The following is a 24,336-nucleotide window of genomic DNA, read 5'->3' on the forward strand; positions in this document are numbered from 1 at the left end:
GCCGCACCTAACAGCGGTATGACGGCGACCGTTCGGACGAGGTCATCGGCGCATGCGTAGAACCGGACCATGACCACCACCACAGAAATGCTCCGGCAGGAGTGGGCCGGGTTCCGCCGCGCGGGCCGGATGGTCGCGATGGCGGCCGTGGCCCTGGCCGTCCTCGCCCTCGGCCTGCTCCACGCGTCCGGCAGCCACGCGTCCTGTGACGGCCCGTGCCCGTCCGACCCGATCGGGCCGGACGGTTCGCGCGTCACCGACCGGTCCTTCTTCCACCATCGGGACCTGGGGGAGACCGGCAGTATCACCGTCCGGATGACGTCCATGACGGGCACGATCACCTATCCCCCACCCCACCACGACCAGATCGTGGCGGGTCTGGTGCCGTGGGCCAAGGCCGGAATCATGATCAAGGACGGTGTCCGCCAAGGGTCCTCCTACGCGGCGCTGATGCTCACCGGCAGCCACGGCGTGCGGATGCAGTACGACTACCGCCATGACATCGCCGGCAGCGCGGTCAGCGCGGGCCGGGTCTCGCCGCAGTCGCCGCTGTGGCTGCGGCTGACGCGGTCGGGCCCCACCCTCACCGGCTACGAATCCACCGACGGCGAGCGGTGGGTGGAGGTCGGCACGGCGAAGCTGTCCGGGCTGCCGGAGACCGTGCAGGTCGGCCTGTTCGCCGCGTCCCCCGGCGACCTGACCCTGCGGACCGCCGGACTCGGCGGCGCGACGGCGGAGGTGCGCTTCACGCAGGCCGGTGGTGACTTCGACAGCATCGGCCTGGAGGGCACGGCCTCCGGCGGGGACTGGCGCAGCGATGCCATCGGCGAGATGAACACCACCGACTGGGAGAAGTACCACCAACCGTCCGGGGCGGTGGCCGGGGCGAACGGCACGGTCACGGTCGCGGGCACGGGCGACGTGGGGCCGGCCGTCACCGAGGGCGGCCGTCCCGTGGAACGCCTCCTCGTCGGCCTGACCCCCGGGTTGCTCATCGTGCTCGTGGTCGCGGTGCGCTTCGGCACCTCCGGGTACCGTCGCGATCCGGCGGGCGGTAGCGCGTTGCCGGTCACCCGCCGGGAGCTGGGGGCGAAGGCGGTCGTCGTCGGCGCCGTCACGTTCGCGACCGGCCTCCTCGCCGCGGGCATCGTGCTCCCCGCGGGCGTGGCGGTCCTCGAAGGGAACGGGGTCTTCGTCGCCGGGGTGTCCCCGTTCACCGCGGTGCGCGTCGTCGTCGGCACGGCCGCCCTGCTCGGCCTCGCGGCCGTGCTCGCCCTCGCGCTCGGCGCCGTACTGCGTCGCGGCCGGCTCGCGATCCTCGTCGCCGTCGTGACGATCGCGGTTCCGTACGCCGTGACCGCCGTGCCGCTGCTGCCCGACGGCCTGTCACAGTGGCTGCTGCGGGTCACTCCGGCGGCCGGCTTCGCCGCACAGCAAACCCTCATCGCCCATCCGCAGGTCATCGCCCACTACGCGCCCTCCGCCGGCTACTTCCCCCTCCCGTGGTGGGCCGGGATCGGTGTGCTGTGTGCGTACACGGCGACGGTTCTGGTCCTTGCCCTGCGCCGCCTGCCGGTGGGTCCGGTCACCATGCGCCGATGACCGGCTCCGCCGGTTCGCACTGCCGCCAGGCCTCGTTGAGCCGCACGATCCGGTCCGCGGCGGCGATGCCGTACAGGGACGCGACCTTGCCGCCGCTGACCTCGAAGGCCACGGCGCCCACGACCCGGCCGTCGACCACGGCGAGGACGGCCGGGGAGCCGTTGACCCGCGCGATGTGCATCGCGAGTGAGCCGCCGGCGAGCCGCCGCTTCGCCGGCGTGGGCTTGAAGCCCGCCCGCACGAAGGCGGCGACACGCTCGCGCGTCGTGTAGCGCAGCAGGCGCCTGGCCAGGCCGGCGCCGTCCGAGACCGCCGTCACGTCGTCGGTGAGCAGCGCCACCAGCCGTTCGATACGCCCCGACGTGGCGGCGGCGAGGAACTCCTCGACGACCCGGCGCGCGGACGCGGGGTCGGTCTCGCCGCCGCGGCGGCGTTCGGCGGCGACCCGGATCCGGGCCCGGTGGGCGTGCTGCTGGCTCGCGGACTCGGTGATGTCGAGGATCACCGCGATCTCGGCGTGGGGGTAGGAGAAGGCCTCCCGCAGGACGTAGACGGCCCGTTCGACGGGCGAGAGGCGCTCCAAGAGGGTCAGTACCGCCAAGGACACCGCTTCGCGCTGTGCGAAGGTGTCGGCCGGGCCGAGCATCGGGTCGCCCTCGAGGAGCGGCTCCGGCAACCAGGCACCGGCCGCCCGCTCGTGGCGCGCCTGCGCCGAGCGGAGCCGGTCGAGGCAGAGATGGGTGACGACCTTGGTCAGCCATGCTTCCGGCACCTCGACCCGTTCGCGGTCCGCGGCCTGCCAGCGCAGGAACGCGTCCTGAACGGCGTCCTCGGCGTCGGAGGCCGAGCCGAGCAGTCGGTACGCGAGCGAGGCCAGCCGGCCCCGGCTGGCCTCGAACCGATCGATGGCTTCGCTGTCCATGCGGAACAGGCTATGCGGCAACGTCCACACCGGCCCGGTCCGGGGCGCCGGCCAGGCGGCGCCTGCGCTTCGGCATGCCGAACGTCGGGTGGGCGATGCCCCACCCGGCCCCCTTGAGCACGCCCGACTTGACCCATGCGGCGGTCCGGCCGCCCAGGTAACGGGACGTGGAGCGGGCGTCCCCGTCCACCATCTGGAAGATCGCGTCCCGCCGCCCGAGGCTGATGTGGTTGCCGTGGTACTTCAGCCCGGTCGGCGGGACCTCGCTGCCCGTCAGGCGCGCGATGATCGCGGCGGTCGCCTGGATGGCGGTGGCGCCGGCCGAGGCGCAGGACATCGGCAGCGGCCGGCCGTTGTCGCCGATCGCGTAGGCACAGTCACCGGCCGCGTAGACGTCCGGGTGCGAGACCGAGCGCATGGTGCGGTCGACGACGATCTGACCGGTCTCGGCGACGTCCAGGCCGCCGGCGGCCGCCAGGGGATGCACGGCGAACCCGGCCGACCAGACGGTCACGTCGGCCGGAAGGGAGGTGCCGTCGGCGGCGATCGCCCGCGTCGGCTCGACGGCTTCGATGCGGGTGTGCTCGTGGACGGTGATGCCGAGGCGGTCGAAGGCCCGGCGCAGGTGGCGGCGGGCCTTCGGGGAGAGCCAGGCGCCCAGCTCGCCGCGGGCGGCGAGCTGGACCGAGAGGTCAGGCCGGGACTCGGCGAACTCGGTGGCGGTCTCGATGCCGGTCAGCCCCTCCCCGACGACCAGGACGGTGCCGCCCGCGCCCAGGCCGGCCAGGCGCTCGCGCAGCCATAGCGCCGCGGAGCGTCCGGTGACGTCGAAGGCGTACTCGGCCACGCCGGGGACGCCGTGGTGGGCCAGGGAGCTGCCGAGCGCGTAGAGCAGCGTGTCGTACGCGAGTTCGCCGTCGCCGTGTTCGCCGGTCACGGCGACGGTCCTGTGCTCGGGGTCGACGCCGGTGACGCGTGCCAGGCGCAGCCGTACACCGGTTCCCGCGAAGACGTCGTCGAGCTTGCGGAACGCGAGGTCCTGGCCGCTCGCGAGCTGGTGGAGCCGCATCCGCTCGACGAAGTCGGGCACGGCGTTGACGACGGTGATCTCGGTGTCGGCGGGGGAAAGCCGGCGGGCCAGGTTCCCGGCGGCGAAGGCCCCGGCGTATCCGGCTCCGAGTACGACGATGCGGTGCTTCATGGCGTTGCTCCTGTCTCGTTCTCGTTCACTGCGCTTTGAACGAGACGGCGCCACGGTTGCTGACAGGAGTCGGGGTGACGTGCGTCACCGAGCCGATCGACGCCCGCGCACGTCGGTGAGCCGCTCGGCGCGCCGCAGGCGGGACCTGGGACGCGGCAGCGGGCTGCGGCTCCTGCCATCCGTAGTGGCTCGCGCCGCGGTGTTCCCGCAGGACGTGGACGCGCTGCATGGCCGCGCCGACCGGGTCGTCCTCGGGGCGAGGCTGCGCGCGCCAGCCGGCGAACAGCGGGAGTGCGTCGGCGTCGGCGTCGGCGGCGTCGATCAGCTGCTGCGACAGGCGGTTGACGTGCTCCACGTCCACGCCGGCGGGGATGTGGGCGCGCCCCCATTCCGGACGGCGTGTGCGTAGCAGGCGGCGGCTTCCTGCGCCGGCATCACGGGCCGTCCCGCCAGCCGGCCCGTGGTTTACCAGGCCGGGCCCGAGGAAGCCCTGTACCGCTTGGCCACCGGGGCGGGTGCCTCGCAGCCGTCGGCGCTGCGGAACGATGTGGGAGTCGATCTGCCGCGTCCCGACGGGCGAACCGTCGCACTCACGGAGGCGGTCCGCGTCCTCCTCGAACACGCCGATCGGATCCTCGCCGCCCTGGAGGAAGCGGAATGCGCCGTCGCAGCGGTCAAGGGCACGGTCGGCGCCGCCGTCACCCTCGGCGCGTTGCCGTCGACCGTCGCCCGGATCGTGGCTCCCGCGCTGACCGCACTGGGCTCGCGCCATCCGCAGCTCACCGTGACCTGCCCCGTCAGGCCACCGCGCACCGAGACCGCGAACCCGACGACCACGGCCGTCATCGCAGCGCTGCGCGCAGCCGCGCGGCAGGACCGCACCACGCACCTGCCGCCGGCCTCGGAGCAGGATCCGTCGAGCCGGTCGAACGCTGCGACGTGAGTCGTCATGTGGCGGGGCAGGGTGGGGCGAAGCCGATCGCCGTGAAGTGCTGGGCCCACTGGCCTCTGGTGATCCGGGGGTACGCGCTGTCGCAGATGCGGGCGGCGACCCTGTCCAGGCCGGTGTCCCACAGCCGGAGCGTGAAGTCGTTGCCACCGGTGGCCAGGGTAGTGCCGTCGGGGCTGAACGCCACGGCCGGTACGGGGTTCGAGTGGCCGGCCAGGACGGTGGGAGCAGGGGAAGTGGTGTGCGTGGCGGGAGTGTTGGGCGTGGTGCCGGTGGCCGGATCGCCCACGTCCCACAGCAGCGCCTTGCCGTCCGCGGCCCCGGCTGCCAGTCGGCGGCCGTCCGCGGCGAAGGCCAGCGTGTAGATCCAGGAACCGGACGCCTGCAGCTCCCCCACCTTCGCCGGGCGGCCGATGTCGCTGACGTCAATCAGCCAGACCGTCTTGTCCGTTCGGTGGTAGGCCGCCAGTCTGCGGTCGTCCGGACTGAATACGCCGCCGGTCAGGGGGTCGGACCGGAACGGGGAGGGCAGTTCCCGGGGCCTGCGCGGATCCCTGATGTCCCACCACCGCAGCGAACCGGACTCGCCGCTGCTCGTCACCAGCGTGCGGCCGTCCGGCCGGAAGGAGGCCGCTGTGACATCCGGCCCGTCCTCGGCGATCCGGCCCAGCGGCCGGGGGCTGCCGGGATCGGTCAGGTCCCACAGTCCGGCCTTGCCCTGCGCCCAGACGGCGAGCAGGCGGCCGCCCGGCCCGAAGCCCACGCCGCCGACTTCGCCGGCGCCCGGGCTGAGGACCGATGTCAGCCGCGGTCGGCGGGGATCGGCCACGTCCCAGACGCGGACGGTCGTGTCCTCGCCGGCGGTGACGAGGATGCGCCGGTCGGGGCTGAACGCCACGCACCGGACGAACTTGGTGTGCCCGTTCAGGACCGACAGCGGCCACAGGGCCCGGCCGCCGCCGGTGACCTTCCACAGCCGTGCGGTACCGTCCCAGCTGCCGCTCGCGAGCAGGTGGCCGCCCGGCTCGTACGCCAGGGACGTGACCACGTCGTCGTGCGTGCCCAGCGACAGGTCCCGCAGGTCCAGGAGCCGGTCGGAGTTGGCGAGCAGGCGGCCGTCCGGGCTGAACGCGGCCTGGTAGAAACCGCCCTGGACCGTGCTGGTCCGTTTGGGCTTCGCCGGGGCGGCGACATCCCAGAACTGGGTGGTCCCGCCCACCGAGACAAGGGTGCTGCCGTCCGGGCTGAACGCCACCGACCAGACGATCGCAGGATGGACGGGCAGGACGGCCGGTGGCCGCGTCCGCGGACTGGTGGCGATGTTCCAGAGCCGCGCGGTGCGGTCCCAGCTTCCGGTCGCCAGCAGCCGGCCGTCAGGGCTGAAGGCGGCCGAGGTCACCGTGTCGGTGTGTCCGCGCAGGACGTCGAGGAGGAGCGGCTCGACGGGGTCGCTGACGTCCCACAGCCGGATGGTGGTGTCGCCGGTGGTCGCCAGCGTGCGGCCGTCCGGACTGAACGCCGCCGAGGTGACCGTGGCGCCGTGGCCCCGCAAGGTGGCCGACAGCCGCGGGCGGCGCGGGTCGTGCACGTTCCACAGCCTCGCCGCCCCGTCGGCGTGGCCGGTGGCGAGGACGCCGCCCGGCCGGTACGCGACCCAGGTCGGCGCGGCTTGCTGATCCGGCAGCGTGCTCAGCTCGGCGGGCGCGCGCCGGTCCGCCACGTCCCACAGCCGTACCGAGCGCTCCCCCGCCGTGGCCAGGACACGGCCGCCCTCGGCGAACGCCACCGACCTCAGCCGCTCCGGCTGGTTCACGACGGCCAGCTGTGCGGGGTGACGGGCGTCCCCGATGTCCCACAGCCTGACCGTACGGTCCCAGCTCGCACTGGCCAGGACCGTGCTCGCGGGGTCCACGGCGATCGAGACCACGTCGGAGGTGTGGCCGGTGAGCCGGCTCGTATACGGCGTGGCGAAGGCGCTCATGAGCTGGTCGCGCACGTCCCCGGTGGCTGCCAGACGGTACGCGGCCAAGTTCAGCTGCGCGGCGAGCGAGGGGTCCTGCTGGCGCACATCGGCCGCGTCCGCGGCGGCCTTGCGCGCGATGGCCACGTTGCGCTGCCGGAGTGCGGCATCGCGCGAGTCGACGGCCAGGCCGCCCGCAGTGGCCGCCATGACCACCAGGACGGTGAGCAGCGTGACCAGCTGCCGCAGGCGGACCGTCCGCCGCCGGACCGCGGCCATCTCCCCGGCCTGCGCTTCCCGGCTCGCCTCGAGGAAGCGCCTCTCCTTGGAGGTCAGCCGGCTGCCGTCCGCGTGGGCCAGGTCCAGTGCCGCGGCCAGGCGGGCACCCCGGTACAAGGCGTGCGGGTCACGGTGGTGCATCTCCCAGTCGGCGGTCGCTTCGGTGAGCTGCCGGTGCAGGAGCAGCCGGTCCCGGTCCTCGGTCAGCCAGCCCCGGAGCCTCGGCCAGCACCGGATGATCGCCTCGTGGGTGATGTCGACGCACCCTTCGTCCAGGGTCACCAGCCGTTGCCGGGCGAGGGATTCGAGGACGAAGGCGGTGTCGGGGTTCGGGTCCAGCTCGTCCCTGGTGATCCGGCGCCTGGTGTCCTCGGTGCCGTCGCCCAGCGCGGTCAGCCGGAGGAACAGCGATCTGGCGAGGTCTTGCTGGACCGGCGACAGCGCCCGGTAGGCGGCCTCGGCGGTCTGCGCGAGCGCGTGCTGGATGCCGCCGGCGGCCAGGTACCCCTCCAGGGTCAGGCGGCTCCCGCTGCGGCGGCGCCAGGTCTCGACCATCGCGTGCGAGACGAGCGGGAGCGCACCCGGCTGACCGGTCGCGTCCGCGACCACGGCCGCCAGCAGCGGGCCGGTCACCGTGCAGTCGGCGAGCACGGCCGGCCGGGTGATGGCCTCGCGCAGCTCCTGGCTGCTCATCGGGCCGACCGCGATCTGCGCGTCGCGCATCGCCTCGACCAGCCGCGGGTCCTGGACGCAGTGGCCGTAGAAATCGGCGCGGACGCCGAGGACCACCCGGGTCCGGCTGGTCGCCGGCGCGGTGGCCGCGATCAGCATGGCGATGAACGCGTCTCGTTCCTCCCGGTCCCCGCAGAGGGTGAAGACCTCCTCGAACTGGTCGACCACGATCAGCGCGTCGATGTCCGGCGTACGGTCGACCACGGCCTGCCGGATCCGCAGGTGCAGCGCCCCGGGATCCTCCAGCAGCTCGGTCACCAGGGCGCCGGGAGCCACTCCGGTCACCGCGGCCAGCTGGACGGCGCACTCCTCCACGGGGTGCGGGCCCGGCGTGAACAGCAGCACCGGCCGTCCCGATGCCCGCGCGCGGGCGACGAGCCCCGCCCGCAGCAGCGAGGACTTCCCTGATCCGGACGGCCCGAAGGCCGCCAGGAACCGGCTGTCACGCACCTTCGCGAGCAGCTCGCCGGTCAGCCGCTCGCGGCCGAAGAAGCGGTCGGCGTCTTCCGGCTGGAACGCCGACAGCCCCGCGTAGGGCGCGCTCTGCCCGCCGGGTTCCCGGGGATCGGCGCCCTGCGCGCTCGCGGCGAGCTCGGCGGCGACCGCATGCCATCGGGTTTCCCAGGCGCGACGGTCCCCTTCGCAGGCCTCGACGTAGGCGAGCGTGACGGCAAGGCTGGGAAACGTGTGCCCGCCCGCGGCGTCGGACAGTGTCGTGGACGAGTAGTGCGCCTTTGTGGCCAGTGCCCGATAGGGCGGCCGGCCCGCCGCCTCGCGCAGCTTCCGAAGGTCGGCCGCGAAGCGTGTCAGCGGACCGGTGTCGGGGTCGAGCGGCCGTTCGGGGCGTGGCATGGCCTTCCTCTCTGCGTCGTTCCGCAGCCGTGATGGGTGGTGTTTGTCCAGCTTTTGATGTCCGGAATCCACGTTCCGGCGCCGGACAACGATCGGCGGCTAGACAGGGTCCGGCGCAAGCCGCGCCACGGCGACACGAAGGAGAAACAACCATGAGGTCCATGCGACGACTGATGCTGCTGGCGGCGGCCACCGGGCTGCTGGCCGGGGCGACCCTGACGGGCGGGCCCGCATTCGCCGCGGCACCGCTGCTGAAGTCGCACCTGAACGGGAGGTGCGCCGACATCTTCGCGTTCCATCAGGAGAACGGCGCTTCGACCGTGACGTGGGACTGCACCGGCAACACCAACCAGCAGTGGCGGTGGGACGGTGAGCAGATCCGTTCCGCCATGAACGGAAAGTGCCTGGAGATCTACGGTCCCCATCTGGGTGACCAGGGCTCGGTGGCCGTGTGGGACTGCAACGGCGGTCTCCACCAGAAGTGGTTCCGCAACGGCGGCGAGATCCGTAACCGGGTGAACGGGAAGTGCCTCGACATCCTGGCCGGCCGGCCCGAGAACGGGCAGCTCCTGGTGAGCTGGAGCTGCAACGGCGCGCGGAGCCAGAGCTGGGACTTCTGAACGCCGGCCCGGTCCGGCACCTCACGTGCCGGACCGGGTCTCCGTCCGTCCCGCCGCGCTCAGCTGCTCCTGCGGCATCAGCAGGGTGCTCCGGACCACTTCTATTTGGCCCAGATGTCCAGGAGTTGGTTTGCCGCGCGGAAGTTGTCGGGTGATTCCGTGTTGCACACGACGGTGACGGCGGTATTGCGGTCGGGGCTCACCTTGAAGGTGCTGTGGAACTGCTCCCAGTCGCCGCGGTGGACGAGGCTCTTGTCGGGCAGGAGGAGCATTCCGGCCCCATATCGGCCTTCTTCGATGCCGCGCCGGCGCAGGACGTCGCCGACGCTGACCGCTCCCTGCGTCACCCCGGTGAGCAGCTGCGTGCCACCGATGCGGCCCGTGCGGTAGTTGTCGGCCCAGCGCACGAGTTCACCGGCCGTGGCTTGGACGGCTCCGTCTCCGTACTGGGTCCAGGGGGAGGAGTTCGGGGTGTAGGAGCCGTCCTTCTCGTCGTACGACTTCGCCTTGCCGGGGACGTCTGCCGCCGGGGATACCGTCATGCGCAGGTTCAGCGGGGTGAAGAACTCCTGCTGGACGAACGTCTTGAAGGGCTTTCCGGTGACCTTTTCGACGACATGGGCCAGGAGGATGTAGTTGGAGTTGGAGTAGGAGAAGCGCCGGCCGGGCGGATCTTCCGGCTGTGAGGCGAGGACTGCCTTGATCGCGTCCTGCTGGCCGGCCGGATCCGTCACTTCGACGCCCTTGTCCTCCAGCAGGTCCTGGTAGTCGGTGATGCCGCTCGTGTGGTGCATGAGGTCGGCCAGCGTGACGCGTCGCGTCCAGTCGGGCGCGTTGTCGAGGAACTCGGACAGGGGGTCGCTGAGCGCGAGGCGCTGCCGCCCGGCGAGCAGGAGGATGGCGTCTGCCGTGAACTGCTTGGAGTTCGAGGCCATGTCGAAGACGGTCGCCGGCGTGATGGCCCGCCCGGTCGCCAGGTCGGCCTTCCCTCTCCCCGCCTCCCAGACGACGTTTCCGCGGCTGCCGACCGCCGCGGCGCAGCCCGGGCCGTCGGGGGAAGGCACCAGTTCCCGGAGGACTTCCGTACTGCGCTTCTCACGGTCGTCGCCGGCCGCGTACGCCTGCGGGCCGCAGACACCGGCCAGTGCCACCACGGCCATGGCGCCCCCGGCGGTGCACATCAGCGCCATCCGGTTCACCGACACCACCTTCTTTCCTTTACCGGAGCGGGGGTTGGCTCAAGGGGCGATCTCGAACTTCGGGGGCTTGAGGTCCTTCAGGCAGCCGGTGTTCGGGGCCGTGGGGGTCTCGAAGAAGGAGACGGTGATGGATTGGGCGCACTTCGACGTGGCGAAGACCACGTGCGCTACGTAGGGGATCGTCACGACGGTGGCTTGGGACAGGCTCCGGGCCACGTACGGCCCGTTGTCCGCCGCGGTCTGCGCGTCGAACCCGCCCGAGATGGCGAGGGTGGGGATGTCGCTCTTCGTGACGTCGCGGATGGAGGGGGGCGCCGCGGGGACGTTCCAGACGTCGCAGTCCGGACGCAGGAAGGTGAGCAGCGGGGCCTGGGCCTGGACCGATTCGGGGAAGGAGGGGTAGGTTTCCTTGCCGGCGCGGAGCGCTTCGGCCTGGGTCTCGTACGGGGTCCATTCGCTGCAGAAGACGCCGTAGACGAGCCCGTGGGACAACCGGCCGATGGCCTGGGGGCTGTACTTGCCGCCCGCCCACTGCTGGGCGATCCGCTGGGGTTTGCCGTTGGCCAGTTCGTCGAGGGCGCGGGGTACCTGGGGTGCCACGTGGGTGGCGGCGGTCATCCAGTTGACCAGGGCTCCGCCGTCCAGGACGACCTTGACCTGCTTCTCGCTGTCGGGGAGCGTGACGGTGGTGGTGACGGGCTTCGCTTCGAGTTCACGGACGAGCCGTTCGAAGGTGGCCGACAGGTTCGGATAGCGGCGGTTGCAGTCGGGCTGCTCGGCACAGGCCTTGAACACGCCGTCGAAACCCTGCTTGGCGGCGCGCCAGGTCACGGCCGACCCTCCCGTGGACGGCGGCAGGATGCCGTCGATGCCCACGGCGCGGATTCCCTCGGGGTGCAGGCGCATGTAGACGAGCGCCAGCTGCGTGCCGTAGGAGATGCCGTACACGTTCCACTCTTTCAGGCCGAGTGTGGTGCGCAGGTCCGCGAGGTCGGCGGAGCTCTCGATGTCGTTGTAGGCGCTGAGGTCGGCTCCGCTCGCCGCCAGCTTGTCGCGGCAGGCCTTCGTGGCCGCGACGTGCTCGCGCTCGGTGGACGGCGCGTCGTAGACGAGGCCGGTCGCGCGCGCGTTGAACTCGTCGACGTTGCGGCAGGTGAGTGCCGGGTCGGCCGAGTAGGTGCCGCGCTGGGACATGAAGATCACGTCACGGTCGCGGTTGAGACCGCCGCCGATCGCCATCTTCGCCTCGCCGACGGCGTCGTCGCCCGGTCCGCCGGCGAGCCACACGATCGGATCCGGTTTCGGTGTGGCGGACTCGGACGCGACGATCGCGACACCGAGGGTGATCTTCCGGCTGTCGGGCTTGGTGCGGTTCTCCGGCACGGTCAGCGTTCCGCAGCGGGCCCCTTCGAGTTCGGCGACCGGGTCCGCCGTCTTCGGGCAGGGGCCGGGCTCGAAGCGGGCGTCGCCCACGGTGCGGGCGACCGTGCCGGTCGCCCCTCCGGGCGTCGGCTCCTGCGCGCCCGCCGGCACCGCGAGCAGACCGGCCAGGAGCATCCCGGTGGCCGCCGTGGCCGATCCGGTGCGCAACCGTCGTACGTGTGACCCTGTCATCTGTCCTCCCCGTCACTTCGGGGTGATCGTGAACGGTTCCCACTTGAGACCCGCCACGCAGCCGGTGTCGGGCGCGGTCGGGCGGGTGAGGAAGGAAGCCAGCACCTTCTGGGCGCAGGGCGACTGCGGGACCACCCAGTGCCCGATCCCGGGCACCTGCACGGTGGTCGCGTGGGACAGCGTACGGGCCGTCTTCGGCGCCCAGCTGGCCCCCGTCTTCATGTCGAACGTGCCGTTGATGAACAGCGTCGGCACCGCGCTCTGTGTGGGCACCCGCTGGGTCGCGGTGCGGTCCGGGACGTTCCAGATCCGGCACAGCTCGTCCTGGAAGGGGAGTTGGGGCGCCTGGGCCTGGACCGATCGCGGCCATGCGGGGAACGCTTCGCGGCCCGCCTTCAGCACGTCGGACGGCGGGTGGTCCGGCACCCATTCGCTGCACACCACCGACTGCGTCAGACCGTGCGCGGTCTCGCCGGTCACCTGGACCGAACCGGCGGCGCGGGCCGTGGCGAAGCGCTCGGGACGTCCGCGGCCGAGTTCGTCGATGGCCGCGGGGACGTCCGCGAACGGGATCGCCTTGGCGACCAGCAGGTTCACCAGGGCGCCGCCGTCGAGGACGACCTTCACCGGGTCTCCGCCCTGCGGCGGCTTGACGTTCAGCGTCAGGGGCCGGGCCTCCAGCTTGCGCACCTGCTCGTTCAGGGTGCGCTCGAGGTCCGGGTAGCGGCTCTTGCAGCGGGGCTCGGCCGCGCAGGCCTTGTAGAGGTTGTCGAGCCCCTCCCGGGCGTTGGCCCAGGCGAACGGCAGGGAGACGTACGGTGCGGGGGCGGCCGAGTCGAGCGCCACCGCGCGGATCCCCTCGGGGTGCAGGCGCAGGAAGGTCAGGGCGAGGTTGCTGCCGTAGGAGTGGCCGTAGACGTTCCACTGCTTGATGCCCAGTGCTGTGCGCAGGTCGGCGAAGTCGGCCGCGTTCTCGGTGCTGTTGTATGCGCTCAGGTCGGTTCCGTCGGCCGTCAGGCGGTCCTTGCACTGCTTCACCGCGTCGCGCATGAGCCGTGCCGTCTGCGGTGCGTAGGAAGGGAGCCCCACCGACTGGGCGTAGAAGCGGTCCAGCTCCGGGCAGGCGAGGTTGGGCGTGTCGTAGAGGTTGCCGCGCTGGGCCATGACGATCAGTTCGCGATCCCGGTTCAGGCCGGAGGAGACCAGGTACGGGATGTCGTCGAACGTCTCACCACCGGGGCCGCCCGCCATGAACACCACGGGGTCCTGGGCGGGCTTCGCCGAGACGGGCGGGATGACCGCCACGGCCAGCCGGATCGTCCGGCCGTCGGGACGGGCACGGTTCTCCGGGACCTCCAGTACGCCGCACCGGGCGGTGGCCAGCGCTTCGATCGGTTGGGGTGTCCTGGGGCAGGGCCCCGGTACGAACCGTGACGTGACGGCCTGGCCGGGCCCGGTGAGGCCGGGGATACCGGTGTGCGGTGGTGCGGCGCCCGCCGGCGTCGGGCCGAGGGCTGCCAGGAAGGCCAGAGCGGCCCCTGCGGCCGGCGCGACGAAAGGGAAACCGTGCTGTGCCATGTGATCCCGTTCCTCTGCCGGTCGACGGCTGCCTCGCCGGGCGGTGTGCCGCGGCGGTATGGGCGGAACGCACGTCATCAACGCTACCGGGTGGTCCGAAGACCCGCACAAGGACGGAAGCCTCAGGTCTCGCGCAGGCGTACGGCGAGGGCGGCGATGTCGTCGTCAAGGCGTCCTCGGCTGTAGCGCAGGAGGTCGTGGTGCAGGGCCGTGAGCAGTTCGCGGGGCGGTGTCGGGGGCTGTCGGCGCATCCAGGCGGCCAGCGGGAAGAACTCGCCGTCGCGGGCGCGGGCTTCGGCGATTCCGTCGGTGTACAGGAGCAGCAGGTCGCCGGGGGCGAAGTCGAAGGTGTCGATTTCGTAGTGGTCGCCGATGAGCTCCGCGAGGCTGAGCAGTGGCGAGGGGGTGGCGGGCTCGAGGACACGCAGTGTCCCGCGGTTCAGGAGCAGCGGCGGGGGGTGTCCGCAGTTGAGGATGTCGATGCGTCTGCCCTCGTGCGGTATCTGGACGAGAAGGGCGGTGGCGAAGCGCTCCATCGGACCCTCGGGGGGAAAGGCGGCGTTGTAGCGGGTGCTGCTGGCGTCCAGTCTGCGTGCGACGTCGACCAGGTCGGCCTCCCCGTAGGCCGCCTCCCGGAAGGCGTTGACGATCGCCGCGGCCGCCCCCACGGCCGGCAGGCCCTTGCCCCGCACGTCACCGATGAGCAGCCGGACCCCGTGCGGCGTCTCGACCACCTCGTAGAAATCCCCGCCGATGCGGGCCTCGGCCGCAGCCGCGAGGTACAGCGACTCGATCTCGATGCCGCCGATACGACGTGGCAGAGGGCTCAGCACCACCTGCTGCGCCGCGTCGGCGACCAGCCGTACCTGGAAGAGGGTGCGCTCCCGCTGGAGCCGGACATGGCTTCCGTACGCGGCGGCCACCGTGACCGCGATGATTCCCGCGGCCGTCCACCACGTCCCCAGATCGGGGAAGACGAGACTGAGGCCGATCATCAGGAAGAGGCAGACCGTGCCGAGCAGGACGGTGGGGAGCACCGGCCACATGGCGGCGGCGAGGGCCGGCGCCGCGGGCAGGAGTCGGCTGAAGGCCATTTCCGGCGGAGTGGTGTATGCCAGGCTGGCGATGACGACGGTCAGGACGACCGGCGACAGCCGCACAAGTCTTCCCGGCCCGGGGCGCCTACGGAGCCGCGGCCGTCCGGACTCGATCACACTTCCCAGGGTATCCGTGCCATGAGGGCACAGCACTCCGGCGAACGGAGCCGGCTGCCCGCACCTGCGCGCATCAGTCGACGGGTGCCGCTGCGGTCCGCGCTACCCGGGGCACTGCGTGCGTGCGGCCTCGCCGCGCGAGACGGCCGCCCGGTATTCGGAAGGCGTCATCCCGTACACGTCGCGGAACATCCGGCTGAACGCGGTGGCGGTGGGAAAGCCCCAGCGGGCCGCGATCGAGTGCACGGGATGGCCCCGCACCTCGGGCCGTCCGAGTTCGGCGTGCGCGCGTTCCAGTCGGCTCTGGCGGATGTATGCCGCCACGCTGACGGGCTGGTCGCGGAAGAGGGCGTAGAGGGAGCGCAGGGAGATGTTGTGCCGGTCCGCGATCGCCCGGGGCGTCAGGTCCGGGTCGCCCAGGTTGTTCTCGATGAAACGGGTGATCCGCTGAAACATTTCCTGGGCGCGCGCCTCGGCCGGCGCCGCCTCGGGGGTACCGAGCTGCTGTGCCAGGCACGCGGTGGCCAGGTCGAGGGCGATGGACCCCATGCTGACGAGCTCTGCCGGCCGGCAGCTCGGGCCCTGGGCGAGCAGGGTGTTCAGAAAGCCGCCGAGGATCGCGCCCGTCCCCCTGTCGCCGCGGATGCGCTGACCCAGAATGCCTTCCACCCTGTCGTGCCGCAGCGCCAGGATCGAGCGGGGAACCTGCAGAATGCCCACCGTGCACCGCTCGTCGATGCTCGCCCCTTCGCTCGGACGCGACGTGTCCGTCAGGACCAGGTCCCCCGCGACGATCGAGTCGTGCCCCCGCTGGTCGATCCGAAAGGCGCCTCGTGTGACCAGCGCCAGCTGAAACTGCTCGGGGTCGCCCCTGCGGATATGGGCCGGCGTACGGCGCGACAGCACGGGAGAGAACGTGAGCGCCGACAGCCGCAGGGATCCGAGCTCCAGATCGGCGACGTCTGCGTGAAAGCCGGACGGATGGCCGGCGCTGAGGCTCACCGGCATGACGTGGCTCGACACCGCGTCACAGAACCATTCGAACCTGTCGTCGCACGCCGTACCACCGCTTCTCGGACCCACTGATCCCCCCACATCCCCCGCTCCACGCTGCGACGACGATTATCCGCCACAGCCGCAGAGGCACTCCTGGCGGAGGAAGGGAGGTGTTTGACGGGTGACGCGGTCGCGCGGAGACTTGTGTGTACAGAGTACGTGTGCATCGTAGGTGTCCGTGAGCGCGCCCTGACCGTCGGTAGTCCGCTTGCCTTGACGGCCCTCCACGCCCCGCACCACCACCCCTCCGGTTCTCCCCACCCGTCCTGCGTGCCCGCGGCGCGCGAGGGAGGGGCGCCGATCCCATCCCGCCGCCGCACGCGCTTCGCGCCGGGCGGCCGGACGAGGCGGAAGGAAATGACCGTCATGCCTGAGGATCCCGAGGCCGTCCGGGCACTCGTCCGGCGCGCCCCGCTGAGCTTCGTCGGCACGATCACACAGCTCGGCCACGCGCGGCTGTCGGACGTACCGGTCGACGAACGGACCGCCGTCGTCCAGGTGGACACGGTGCTGCACGCGCCCGACGCCTTCCAGAAACTCGCGGGCAGCGAGGTCACCGTCCAGCTGTCGGGGGACCTGGACCCGCCCGCCGTCGGCGACGCCGCCGCCTTCTTCACCGACGGGGTGCTCTACGGCGAAGGCCTCGCCGTCACCGAGGTGGGGCGGCTGCCTGCCGACGCCGTCCAAGAGAACATCTCCCTGGTGGCCAGGACCGCCGACGCCATGCCCTTCTCCGCGCTGCAACGCGATATCGCGGACGAGGACATGGTCGCGCACGCCGCCGGGGCGGACGCCGTCGTGGTGGGCGTGGTGGTGGCCCTGGAGCAGATGCCCGCCGACCAGCCGTCCGAGCACTACCCCGACTGGTGGCGCGCCCGCATCGAGGTGTCCGCCGTCGAGCAGGGGCAGGTACAGCCCGGGCCGGTCGACGTGCTGTACCCCAACAGCCTCGATTTCCGCTGGTACAAGGCGCCGAAGCCCAAGGCGTCGCAGGAGGGGATGTGGATCCTGCACGCCACGGAGGGCGCGCTGCGGGAATGGGCGCCGTTCCAGATCCTCCATGCCGAGGACCACCAGCCGGTGCAGAAGCTCGACACGCTGCAAGCCCCACGGAGGTGAGCGGACATGCCCACACTGAAGGTCGTCAACATCACGCCCGTCGCGCTCAGCGGCGACCGGAGCCAGGACGGCGAACCCAGCCTCGCGGTCAACCCCGAGCGCCCCACCGACATGATCGCGACCGCGTTCACCCCCGACCCGATGGGCGGTCCGCTCGCTCCCGTGTACGTCTCCACCAACGGCGGGAACACGTGGGTACTGCGCAGCATCGTGCCGGGCGGCACCCAGGGACTGGGCACGGGTGACATCTCGGTCAGCTTCGCGTCCATGGGGGGCACCCTGTACGCGGGCATCCTCAACGCCCAGGCCGCCGTGGAGGACATCCTCCGCATGCAGGTCCTGCGCTCCCCCGGGATCTCCTCGACAGCGCCCATGCAGCTGCTTCTCTCCCGGGACCAGGAGGACCAGCCGTGGGTCGTCGCCGGGAGCGTGAGCGTGAACGGCGTCGACCGGGACCGCGTCTACGTCGCCCACAACGACTTCGGCCAGGGGACCGGCCGGACCGCGACCGTGGACGTGTCGGGCAACGCCCGGACGTCACCGCCGCCGGCCGGCTTCAAGCGCCATCCGATCGAGCGGCGCGCGACGACGGGCCAGGACGGGCCTCCCGTACGGGTGGCCCTGCATCCCGACGGTACGGTGTACGCGGTGTTCCAGAGCTGGCAGAACAGGTCCGGCTCGAACGTCTTCTTCGACGTGGTGGTCACGCGGGACGACAACGGCGCCGTCGGCGCGAACCCGTTCGAGGGCCTCAAGGACGCGCAGGATTCCACGCCCGGCCAACGGGTCGCCACCCAGCGGTTCGTGAAGTTCGGCGCGACGATGGGGCAGGAGCGCCTCGGCGGCGACCTGTCGATCGCGGTGGACCCCACGGACGCCGGGAGCGTCTGGATCGCCTGGTGCGACCGGGTCGGCGGAGTGACGGGCACGGACTACACGCTGCACGTGCGTCACTCCACCGACCACGGCCAGACCTGGTCCACCGACCTGCGCACCCTCACCGATGTCAAGAATCCGGCGCTCGCGGTGAACACCGACTCCCTGCTCGGCCTGGCGTTCCAGCAGTTCACGCAAGGGCAGTGGGTGACGGTGCTGGAGCTGACGGGTGACGACTGGCAGACGCCGCCGGAGCGGCACAGGCTGCACCAGGCCCCGGCGAACGTCCCCGCACGGCGGGGCCTGCCGTACCTGGGCGACTACATGCGACTGCTCTCGGTCGGCCGGGACTTCTACGGTGTGTTCTCCGGCAACAACACGCCTGACCCGGCCAACTTCCCCGAGGGCGTGACCTACCAGCGTCATGCCGACTTCGTCAGCCACCAGTTGCTCGACCTCGACAACGTCACGCGCGTACCCGCGTCCATCGACCCGTTCTTCTACCACCGGGCCGCCGCCTGACCCTGCGGGCGACGGCCGCGACGCCTGCCGCGAACCGTGCGTGCGCGGGGCCTCAGGCGAGCGTGGTGAGGCAGAACTGGACGAGTCCGGCGTCGACATCGAGGACGATCTTCTTCATCTCCGACCAGGGCGGTTGGAATTCCGTTCCCCATTCGACGGTGAAGGCCAGGATCCTGTCGTCGCTCGACTCGACGATGTGACGCGCGTACGTGTAGTCGTTGCTGGTGCCGCAGGTCGGGTACAGGTCGAAGGCGGGCTTCGGGGTGTAGACCTTGCCGCGCACGGCATGGAGCCCCTTGCAGAACTGCTCGGCCAGCACGACGGAGTCGTCGCCATCCGCCTTCGCGAGGAACTCGGCGTAGAGCAGGTCGTTCTTCATTCCGCGTTTGCCGTCGAAGGCGGGGTTCTGGAAGTTCCTGGTCGCGTCGTTCGACTGGTTGTTGTCGTCACCCCAGACGTAGAGCATGGTCTGTGTGTAGCTGTGGACGTCGACGTACCAGCGGGTGCGCGGGAAGTGGTCGATCAGCCAGCGGACGTTGCGCGTCTCGGGCTCCGAGAAGGGCTGTGGGCCCTGGTACACCTGGTTCTGGTCGGCCGGGTCGTTGGAGACACGGACGGGTGCGAGCGGGTGGAAGGCGGTCTCGAAGTCGAAGAGGAAGTCGAAGTTGCGGTTGATGTCGACGCCGATCGCGGCGGGGTTCCCGCCGGACTGGGCCGGGTTGCGGTTGCGCCGCCAGCCCGGGTCGACGGTCTGGCTGTGGCGCCGGCCGTCGGGATTGACGAGCGGGAAGATCACGACGTCGAGGTCCTCGAGGATCGTGCGCACCTGGGCGGAGGTGAAGTGCGCACCGCCGTACGCCAGGCCCGTTCCGCCGTCGTGCGCGTGCAGCAGGTCGGCGGCGAGGTTGACGAGGATCTCGCAGCTGCCCCATTCCCTGGCGTGCACCCCGCCGGTGAGGACGACGGCGTCCTTGGGCTCTCGGCGGTGGGTGCCGATCCGCAGGGCGTGGCAGGTGCGGCCCTCGACGGAGGGCTCGGGCAGCTCGATGAGGTCGCTCGTGTCCTGAAACGCCGTGGCCAGGCTGGTCAGGCCGGATTCGACCTCGACGATGTTCATGTACGGCATGGCGTCCCTCCTAGGTGTCCTTCACCTTGAGGGCGAGTCCCTGCGGAACCTCGTCCTCTGGAGCGAACCGGTCCCCCTCGGCGACCTCGGCCTGGCGGGCCCGTCCGGTGGCGGTGGCGTCCTCGACGATCGTGACGGTCACGCCCTCGCGTTCGAGGGCCTCGCCCTGTTCGGGGGTGACGTAGGCGTCGATGGTGCAACTGCCGTCCTCGGCTTGGTGGACCCGCCCGCCGACGTCGGGGTGGGATTCGCGCAGGAGTGCGCGCAGGGTGTCGGGGTCCCTGGCAGTGACCCGGACGCGCAGAATCGTGTGGTCGTTGGACATCACAGGCTCCCTCGGGCGCCGTGGGGCTCACGTGCTCACATGGCTCACATCAGGACGCAGGGGCTCGAGCCGGCATCGGGGTGTGGCGGCCGGCCGTACCCGCGCAGGCAGGGCGCGGCGGCGTGGGGAAGGCGAATGCGAGTGGGTATCGATATATCCGATGTGTACGTCGTATCTTCAGCGTGCGCTTCCGCCGTAGAACGCGTCAAGGGGCGCCTCGGGGATCCGGCTCAGGAGGCTGTCGAGGCCCGCCATCAGCTCCTGCTCGTCGTCGTACTCGGCGAGTTTGGGGACAAGCGCACGCAGCCGCGGGTACTGGGCGGCCGGCAGCCGGTGCAGGCCGAGGCGGAGCATGAGGTCGGGCTCGTCGGGGTTGTCGATGACCTGGCGCTTGTCGACGAGGAGGCAGCCGAGGTTCCAGGCCGCGAAGGCGCGGTAGATCGTCAGTGCGGTGGCGTCGTCGAAGCCGGCCCGGGCGAGCACGGCCAGGATGTGCTCCGTGAGTTGGAGTACCGGCGGGGGGCGCCGGGCCACCGGAACGGAGAGCGGCCGCGTGGCCACCACGGGCAGGATCTCCGGGTGGGCGTGCACCACCGCGGCGAAGGCACGGGCGATCCGGCGCAGCTCCACCCGCCACGCGGGCATGTCGGCCGGACTCCCGGTCTCTTCGGCCGAGGCGCGCAGCCGGTCGTTGACCTCGGTGAAGAAGGCCTCTACCAGGCCGTCGAGCAGGCCCTCCTTGCCGGCGGCGTACCGGTAGATGGCCATGGGCTCCACTCCCAGATCGGTGGCCAGGCGCCGCATGGTCAGTGCTGCGAGGCCCTCCCGGTCGACGAGGGCGACGGCCGCGGCGAGGACCAGCGGGCGGCTGAGGCGCCCGCGCTTCTCGGGGGTGTCCGGATCATCCACGTCCCACCTCCGAACGCAGGGATAGACCGTACATTTCATACAGTATTGTACTAAATATCCCTGCGTCCGATTCGGGCCGGTCTAGGCAGGCGGGGTGGCGATTCCCCGGCGGCGGCGGTAGACCATCACGCCGCCGATCGCTGCTACGGCCGCGGCGCCGGTGGCGGCCACCGGTGGCCAGGACGCCCCGGCCGCCGGTCGGGCGGATGCGGCAGTGACCTGCTCCGGCTGCTCCGGCTGGTCCTCCACGAGGCCTCCGTAGCCGCCGGCCAGGCCCTTGCGGTCGTATTCCGAGCCGGGCATCTTGTCGCCGTACCGGGCGGTGACCAGCTTCTGGTACGCCGCGAGGGTGATGCCGCGCTGTCCGCCGAGGCCGGTGGCCGCTTCCTCGTTGAGCGGCTCGACCACGCCTTCGGCGGTGAGCCGGTACCAGGCGTGGATCTGCGGCTCGGTGAAGGTCCGGGCCTGGGGAGTGCCGCGCTCGGCGAAGCCGACTTCGGCGTCCCCGTCCCGGATCCCGGCCAGTTGCCAGCCCTCGGCGCCGACGTGCTGCGTGCCGCTTCCCGGCGCGGCGGCGTTCCCCTTGGGCGCGAGCAGCACGGCGGCGTGTTTGCCGTCGGATGCGGTCACCCGGGAGACCAGGTAGGAGAGCCGCAGCGCGGTCTGCGGGCTCGCCTGGGCCTTGCCGGTGACGAACTCGGGGCTGATCTCGAACATCGGCACCGGGTCCTTGTTGAGATCGAACCCGGGCGGTGCGGCAACCGCGGCGGGTGCGTTCCCGGGGGCGCCGACGGTGCCGCCGTCCGCGGCGGGGGCGGTGCGGGGCTGTCGGGCGGAGACGAGGAACCGGGAGACGGTGTCGCGGAGTTGGTCGCTCCGGAGGGCTTGCTGGGCGGACTGGTAGCCGGCGATGCCGTCCCCCTCCGCCGCGTGTGCGGGAACGATTCCGCACAGGGTGGCGGCGAGCGCGGCCGTGGCGAGGCCGGCGGCCCGGAATGCGGCGTGCCCGGTCTGTCTCATGGTCTGCGTGGTCTGCATGGTCGGTCTGCTCCTCAGCCCTGGATGCCGATGCGGGAGTGGGTCCACTGGAACGAGTTGTTGTTCGCGTACGTGGAGTGGTTCCACCATGTGTAGGTCTGGGTGGTCTGCCACGGGTCACCGACCGCGATCATGTTGGTGGCGCTGTCGTAGCCGTAGATGACGTTCATGTGACCGCCGCCCGTGCGCCAGCCGAACCGGACGGCGAACGGCCGGCCCGCGTCGATCTCGGCGGCGGACTCACCGAACGAGGCGTTGCGGTAGAGGCTGCGACCGCTGTTCCTCAGTCCCAGCCTGGCCAGGCCGTTGGCCATGTCCTCCAGCGTGGCGGGCTGGTTGTTGCAGTTCACCCAGGTTCCCTGGGCCGCGAGTTGGCAGAACTGCTCCTGGCTGATGGAGCGGCCCCAGTGTTTGGCGATGGTCACGCCGGAGGCGTCCCAGCACCACTGGGTCCTGACCTGCTTCTGCATGTCGATCGGGAGTGTCTTCGCGGTCGTGGGCGTGGGCGGCCGGGTGGGTTTCGGGTTCGGGGTCGAACCGCAGACCGGCAGGGGGGTGGTGTTCTCCCTGATGAAGGCATCGGCGATGTAGTACGAGCCGGTGTAGATCCACCTCGGGTTGTTCTCCACGGTGTCGCCGGTGGTCCGGCAGGACATCCGGACCTTGGCGCCCACCTTCGAGGACCCCACCACCTGGGCCGTGAGGGACGGCTTGGCCCGGTGGTTGACGGTCCTGTAGTTGCCCTGGCCGCCGATGACCGTGCCGCTGACCACATCGGCCTGGGCGAGGGCGTTGAAGCCGAACAGCAGACCGCCGGAGAGTGCGGCGGTGATCGCGGCTATCAGCGCTTTCCTGCGGCGGGACGCGCGACGTCTGTGCATCTTGCTCCTTGATCTGACAGGCGGGAACCGGCTCGCCCGGCGGCACCGCCATCAGTGACGAACGGTCAGAATCGAGTGCTGCGCAGCCGGTGAATCCGAGATCCAGACCTTTCGCGACCTCGCACAACCGCGCCTCTTTCCCTGACCGGATTGGGTGCCGGGAATCCTGCCAGAGAGATCGCGGGGACTGAACGCCGTTGCTCTACGCGCGAAGATGTCGCGAATTCAATCACCATCCATGAGTGATGTGACCAACCGTCAATTAACTTCTTACCAGTGCCAGTTGAGGCCCAATTCCGCTTGGTCCAGGCCATTTTTGCGGCCATCCGACAGCGTGGGACTTTGCGTAAAATTGAAACTTCGCAGCTCTTTATTGGACACGACGTCACATACCTGAATCGCGCAGAGTGTGCGCCGCGTGACTCTCCATCATTTAGCGGAGGAAATAATCCACCTCAGGCTTTGAGGGAGAAAGGACGTGCCCCGGGGCCTCCCCTACCGGTCGGGGTGCCGGTCGTCGTGGCGCCCATTCGGGTCAGTCCCCGGCCGCGCCTGACCCCCGCGCCGGGCGGCGCTTCGCATGCTGGACACGGCGCTGTCGCATGTCCGCCCTTCCCGCCGACAAGGAGTACCGGATGTCCTCGGACGTGGTTGAACGCTTTCTGGCGGCTCTCGATCCAGCCCACCGGGAGGCTCTGGGCAGCCGGGAGCGCGCGGAGCAGGAGCGGCTCGCCGCGGCATGGGAGAAGGAACTCGAACAGGACACGGACCTCGACACCCTGGACGAACTGTCACCGTCCGCAGCGGAGCACGAGGCCGCGCGTCGGGTGGTGGAACGCCTCACGGAGTAGGCCGCTCGCCGCCGCTCGCCCCGGGCAGGCCGCGCAGGGCGGCCGTGTCCTTCACAAACCCGCCAGCAGACGTCCCGTATAGCCCGCCATCACGGCCCAGAACAGCCCCGAGTAGCCCCGCTCGCCGATCTTGGTGTTGAAACGCCGCCCGAGGAACGTCGCGAACAACATCAGGGGCAGGCACGCGAGCGCGATCAGGTAGTCCTTGCCCACGAGCAGCGACGCGTCCGTCCAGATCGCCGTCTTGGTCACGTCGCCGACGAGCGACGTCAGCGACAGCGCGCCGACGAGGTGCAGGCGGTCCAGGGCCAGCCCGCGGACGGCGAGCCCCTTCAGGGGGCCGGAAGTGCCGCTGAACCCGGAGGTCGCGCCCGAGGCGAACGCCAGCAGCGGTGAGCTCAGCCGCCGGATACGCGTGAACTGGAAGGACTCCACCAAGAAGGCCACCGCGAAACTGAGGATCACGGCCAGCGTCACGGCCTGCTCCGGCGCGGAGACCAACAACCTCGCGCCCAGGGCAGCGCCGACGGCGACAAGGAGGATCACGGGAGCCGCCTGCCGGTACGGCAGCGTTCTGCGGTACGCGATCACCTTGACCACGTTGTTGGCCGCGAGGAGAAGGGCTGCCAGCGCCACCCCGGGCTTGGTGCCGAGCACCAGGGCCAGTGTGGGTACCAGGATCAGACTGCCACCGAACCCTGCCGCCGCGGACACCGCGAAGGCAGCGAAAACGGCCATCAGCACGACGGGGACCAGATAGGGCTCCATCAGCACTCCTCAGCCCGGCCGACGCCGGCCCCTGGCCGGCATCCGGCCCGCTCTCGGCGGCAAGCCTGACAGGAATCGGGGTACGGGCGCCGACCCCGGCACGGGTGTCTGCACGGCCGTCGCCACGCGGCCTCGGGCCCTCC

Annotated in this window: 21 protein-coding genes; 6 read left to right on the forward strand and 15 right to left on the reverse strand. The window is 71.2% G+C overall.

Features of this window, described 5'->3' with window-relative positions:
• Nucleotides 1-69: 69 nt before the first annotated feature.
• Entirely contained in the window at nt 70-1,602 is a 1,533-nt protein-coding gene (locus tag ACZ6I1_RS29125) for a hypothetical protein (protein ID WP_469291872.1), read from the forward strand.
• Here the strand turns inward: ACZ6I1_RS29125 and ACZ6I1_RS29130 are convergent.
• From ACZ6I1_RS29130 to ACZ6I1_RS29140, 3 genes are read right to left on the reverse strand one after another with little or no spacing between them, the layout of a single operon-like run.
• Nucleotides 1,586-2,524, reverse strand: coding sequence for a sigma-70 family RNA polymerase sigma factor (locus ACZ6I1_RS29130; RefSeq protein ID WP_469291873.1), 939 nt, complete (start codon nt 2,522-2,524; stop codon nt 1,586-1,588). The genes ACZ6I1_RS29125 and ACZ6I1_RS29130 overlap by 17 nt on opposite strands.
• 10 nt (nt 2,525-2,534) lie before the next feature.
• Entirely contained in the window at nt 2,535-3,725 is a 1,191-nt protein-coding gene (locus tag ACZ6I1_RS29135) for an NAD(P)/FAD-dependent oxidoreductase (RefSeq protein ID WP_469291874.1), read from the reverse strand.
• A gap of 25 nt (nt 3,726-3,750) precedes the next feature.
• Nucleotides 3,751-4,284 carry a helix-turn-helix domain-containing protein gene (locus ACZ6I1_RS29140; protein WP_469291907.1) on the reverse strand — a complete coding sequence of 178 codons (534 nt, stop codon included), beginning with the start codon at nt 4,282-4,284 and terminating at the stop codon, nt 3,751-3,753.
• Here ACZ6I1_RS29140 and ACZ6I1_RS29145 point away from each other — a divergent pair.
• A complete protein-coding gene (locus ACZ6I1_RS29145) occupies nt 4,186-4,668 on the forward strand; it encodes a hypothetical protein (RefSeq protein ID WP_469291909.1) in 483 nt (160 codons plus the stop codon). The genes ACZ6I1_RS29140 and ACZ6I1_RS29145 overlap by 99 nt on opposite strands.
• Nucleotides 4,669-4,672: 4 nt before the next feature.
• Here the strand turns inward: ACZ6I1_RS29145 and ACZ6I1_RS29150 are convergent, their stop codons facing one another.
• On the reverse strand, nt 4,673-8,497 hold the full coding sequence (locus ACZ6I1_RS29150; protein WP_469291875.1) for an nSTAND1 domain-containing NTPase: 3,825 nt from the start codon (nt 8,495-8,497) through the stop codon (nt 4,673-4,675).
• A 161-nt stretch (nt 8,498-8,658) separates the two neighbouring features.
• Between ACZ6I1_RS29150 and ACZ6I1_RS29155 the strand changes: the two genes are divergently transcribed.
• The gene (locus ACZ6I1_RS29155) at nt 8,659-9,117 is read left to right on the forward strand and encodes an RICIN domain-containing protein (RefSeq protein ID WP_469291876.1); all 459 of its coding nucleotides are present in this window, start codon (nt 8,659-8,661) and stop codon (nt 9,115-9,117) included.
• A gap of 101 nt (nt 9,118-9,218) precedes the next feature.
• Here the strand turns inward: ACZ6I1_RS29155 and ACZ6I1_RS29160 are convergent, their stop codons facing one another.
• The 5 genes from ACZ6I1_RS29160 to ACZ6I1_RS29180 all read right to left on the reverse strand — a co-directional run bounded on the left by ACZ6I1_RS29160 (nt 9,219) and on the right by ACZ6I1_RS29180 (nt 15,745).
• A complete protein-coding gene (locus ACZ6I1_RS29160; RefSeq protein WP_469291877.1) occupies nt 9,219-10,325 on the reverse strand; it encodes a serine hydrolase domain-containing protein in 1,107 nt (368 codons plus the stop codon).
• Between the two features lie 30 nt (nt 10,326-10,355).
• The gene (locus tag ACZ6I1_RS29165) at nt 10,356-11,930 is read right to left on the reverse strand and encodes an alpha/beta fold hydrolase (protein WP_469291878.1); all 1,575 of its coding nucleotides are present in this window, start codon (nt 11,928-11,930) and stop codon (nt 10,356-10,358) included.
• Between the two features lie 12 nt (nt 11,931-11,942).
• On the reverse strand, nt 11,943-13,508 hold the full coding sequence (locus ACZ6I1_RS29170) for an alpha/beta fold hydrolase (RefSeq protein ID WP_469291879.1): 1,566 nt from the start codon (nt 13,506-13,508) through the stop codon (nt 11,943-11,945).
• A 122-nt stretch (nt 13,509-13,630) separates the two neighbouring features.
• Nucleotides 13,631-14,668: a PP2C family protein-serine/threonine phosphatase gene (locus ACZ6I1_RS29175; protein WP_469291880.1), complete on the reverse strand. Its 1,038-nt coding sequence runs from the start codon at nt 14,666-14,668 to the stop codon at nt 13,631-13,633.
• Nucleotides 14,669-14,824: 156 nt separating this feature from the next.
• Nucleotides 14,825-15,745, reverse strand: coding sequence for a helix-turn-helix domain-containing protein (locus ACZ6I1_RS29180; RefSeq protein WP_469291881.1), 921 nt, complete (start codon nt 15,743-15,745; stop codon nt 14,825-14,827).
• Nucleotides 15,746-16,144: 399 nt separating this feature from the next.
• Between ACZ6I1_RS29180 and ACZ6I1_RS29185 the strand changes: the two genes are divergently transcribed.
• Nucleotides 16,145-16,897: a hypothetical protein gene (locus ACZ6I1_RS29185; protein WP_469291882.1), complete on the forward strand. Its 753-nt coding sequence runs from the start codon at nt 16,145-16,147 to the stop codon at nt 16,895-16,897.
• A gap of 6 nt (nt 16,898-16,903) precedes the next feature.
• Nucleotides 16,904-18,295, forward strand: a complete 1,392-nt coding sequence (locus ACZ6I1_RS29190) for a hypothetical protein (protein WP_469291883.1) — start codon at nt 16,904-16,906, stop codon at nt 18,293-18,295.
• A gap of 52 nt (nt 18,296-18,347) precedes the next feature.
• Here the strand turns inward: ACZ6I1_RS29190 and ACZ6I1_RS29195 are convergent, their stop codons facing one another.
• From ACZ6I1_RS29195 to ACZ6I1_RS29215, 5 genes are all read right to left on the reverse strand, one after another.
• Nucleotides 18,348-19,421, reverse strand: coding sequence for a M14 family metallopeptidase (locus ACZ6I1_RS29195; RefSeq protein WP_469291884.1), 1,074 nt, complete (start codon nt 19,419-19,421; stop codon nt 18,348-18,350).
• A 10-nt stretch (nt 19,422-19,431) separates the two neighbouring features.
• Nucleotides 19,432-19,746: a hypothetical protein gene (locus ACZ6I1_RS29200; protein WP_469291885.1), complete on the reverse strand. Its 315-nt coding sequence runs from the start codon at nt 19,744-19,746 to the stop codon at nt 19,432-19,434.
• Between the two features lie 177 nt (nt 19,747-19,923).
• The gene (locus ACZ6I1_RS29205; protein WP_469291886.1) at nt 19,924-20,655 is read right to left on the reverse strand and encodes a TetR/AcrR family transcriptional regulator; all 732 of its coding nucleotides are present in this window, start codon (nt 20,653-20,655) and stop codon (nt 19,924-19,926) included.
• A gap of 81 nt (nt 20,656-20,736) precedes the next feature.
• Nucleotides 20,737-21,693 (reverse strand): hypothetical protein, encoded by a 957-nt coding sequence (locus ACZ6I1_RS29210; RefSeq protein WP_469291887.1) that lies wholly within the window; start codon nt 21,691-21,693, stop codon nt 20,737-20,739.
• A gap of 14 nt (nt 21,694-21,707) precedes the next feature.
• The gene (locus ACZ6I1_RS29215; RefSeq protein WP_469291888.1) at nt 21,708-22,574 is read right to left on the reverse strand and encodes a papain-like cysteine protease family protein; all 867 of its coding nucleotides are present in this window, start codon (nt 22,572-22,574) and stop codon (nt 21,708-21,710) included.
• 635 nt (nt 22,575-23,209) lie between these two features.
• Here ACZ6I1_RS29215 and ACZ6I1_RS29220 point away from each other — a divergent pair.
• Nucleotides 23,210-23,425: a hypothetical protein gene (locus ACZ6I1_RS29220; RefSeq protein WP_469291908.1), complete on the forward strand. Its 216-nt coding sequence runs from the start codon at nt 23,210-23,212 to the stop codon at nt 23,423-23,425.
• 51 nt (nt 23,426-23,476) lie between these two features.
• Here the strand turns inward: ACZ6I1_RS29220 and ACZ6I1_RS29225 are convergent, their stop codons facing one another.
• On the reverse strand, nt 23,477-24,193 hold the full coding sequence (locus ACZ6I1_RS29225) for a TSUP family transporter (RefSeq protein ID WP_469291889.1): 717 nt from the start codon (nt 24,191-24,193) through the stop codon (nt 23,477-23,479).
• Nucleotides 24,194-24,336 lie beyond the last annotated feature (143 nt).

The sequence above is a fragment of the Streptomyces sp. NPDC046303 genome, assembly GCF_055588085.1.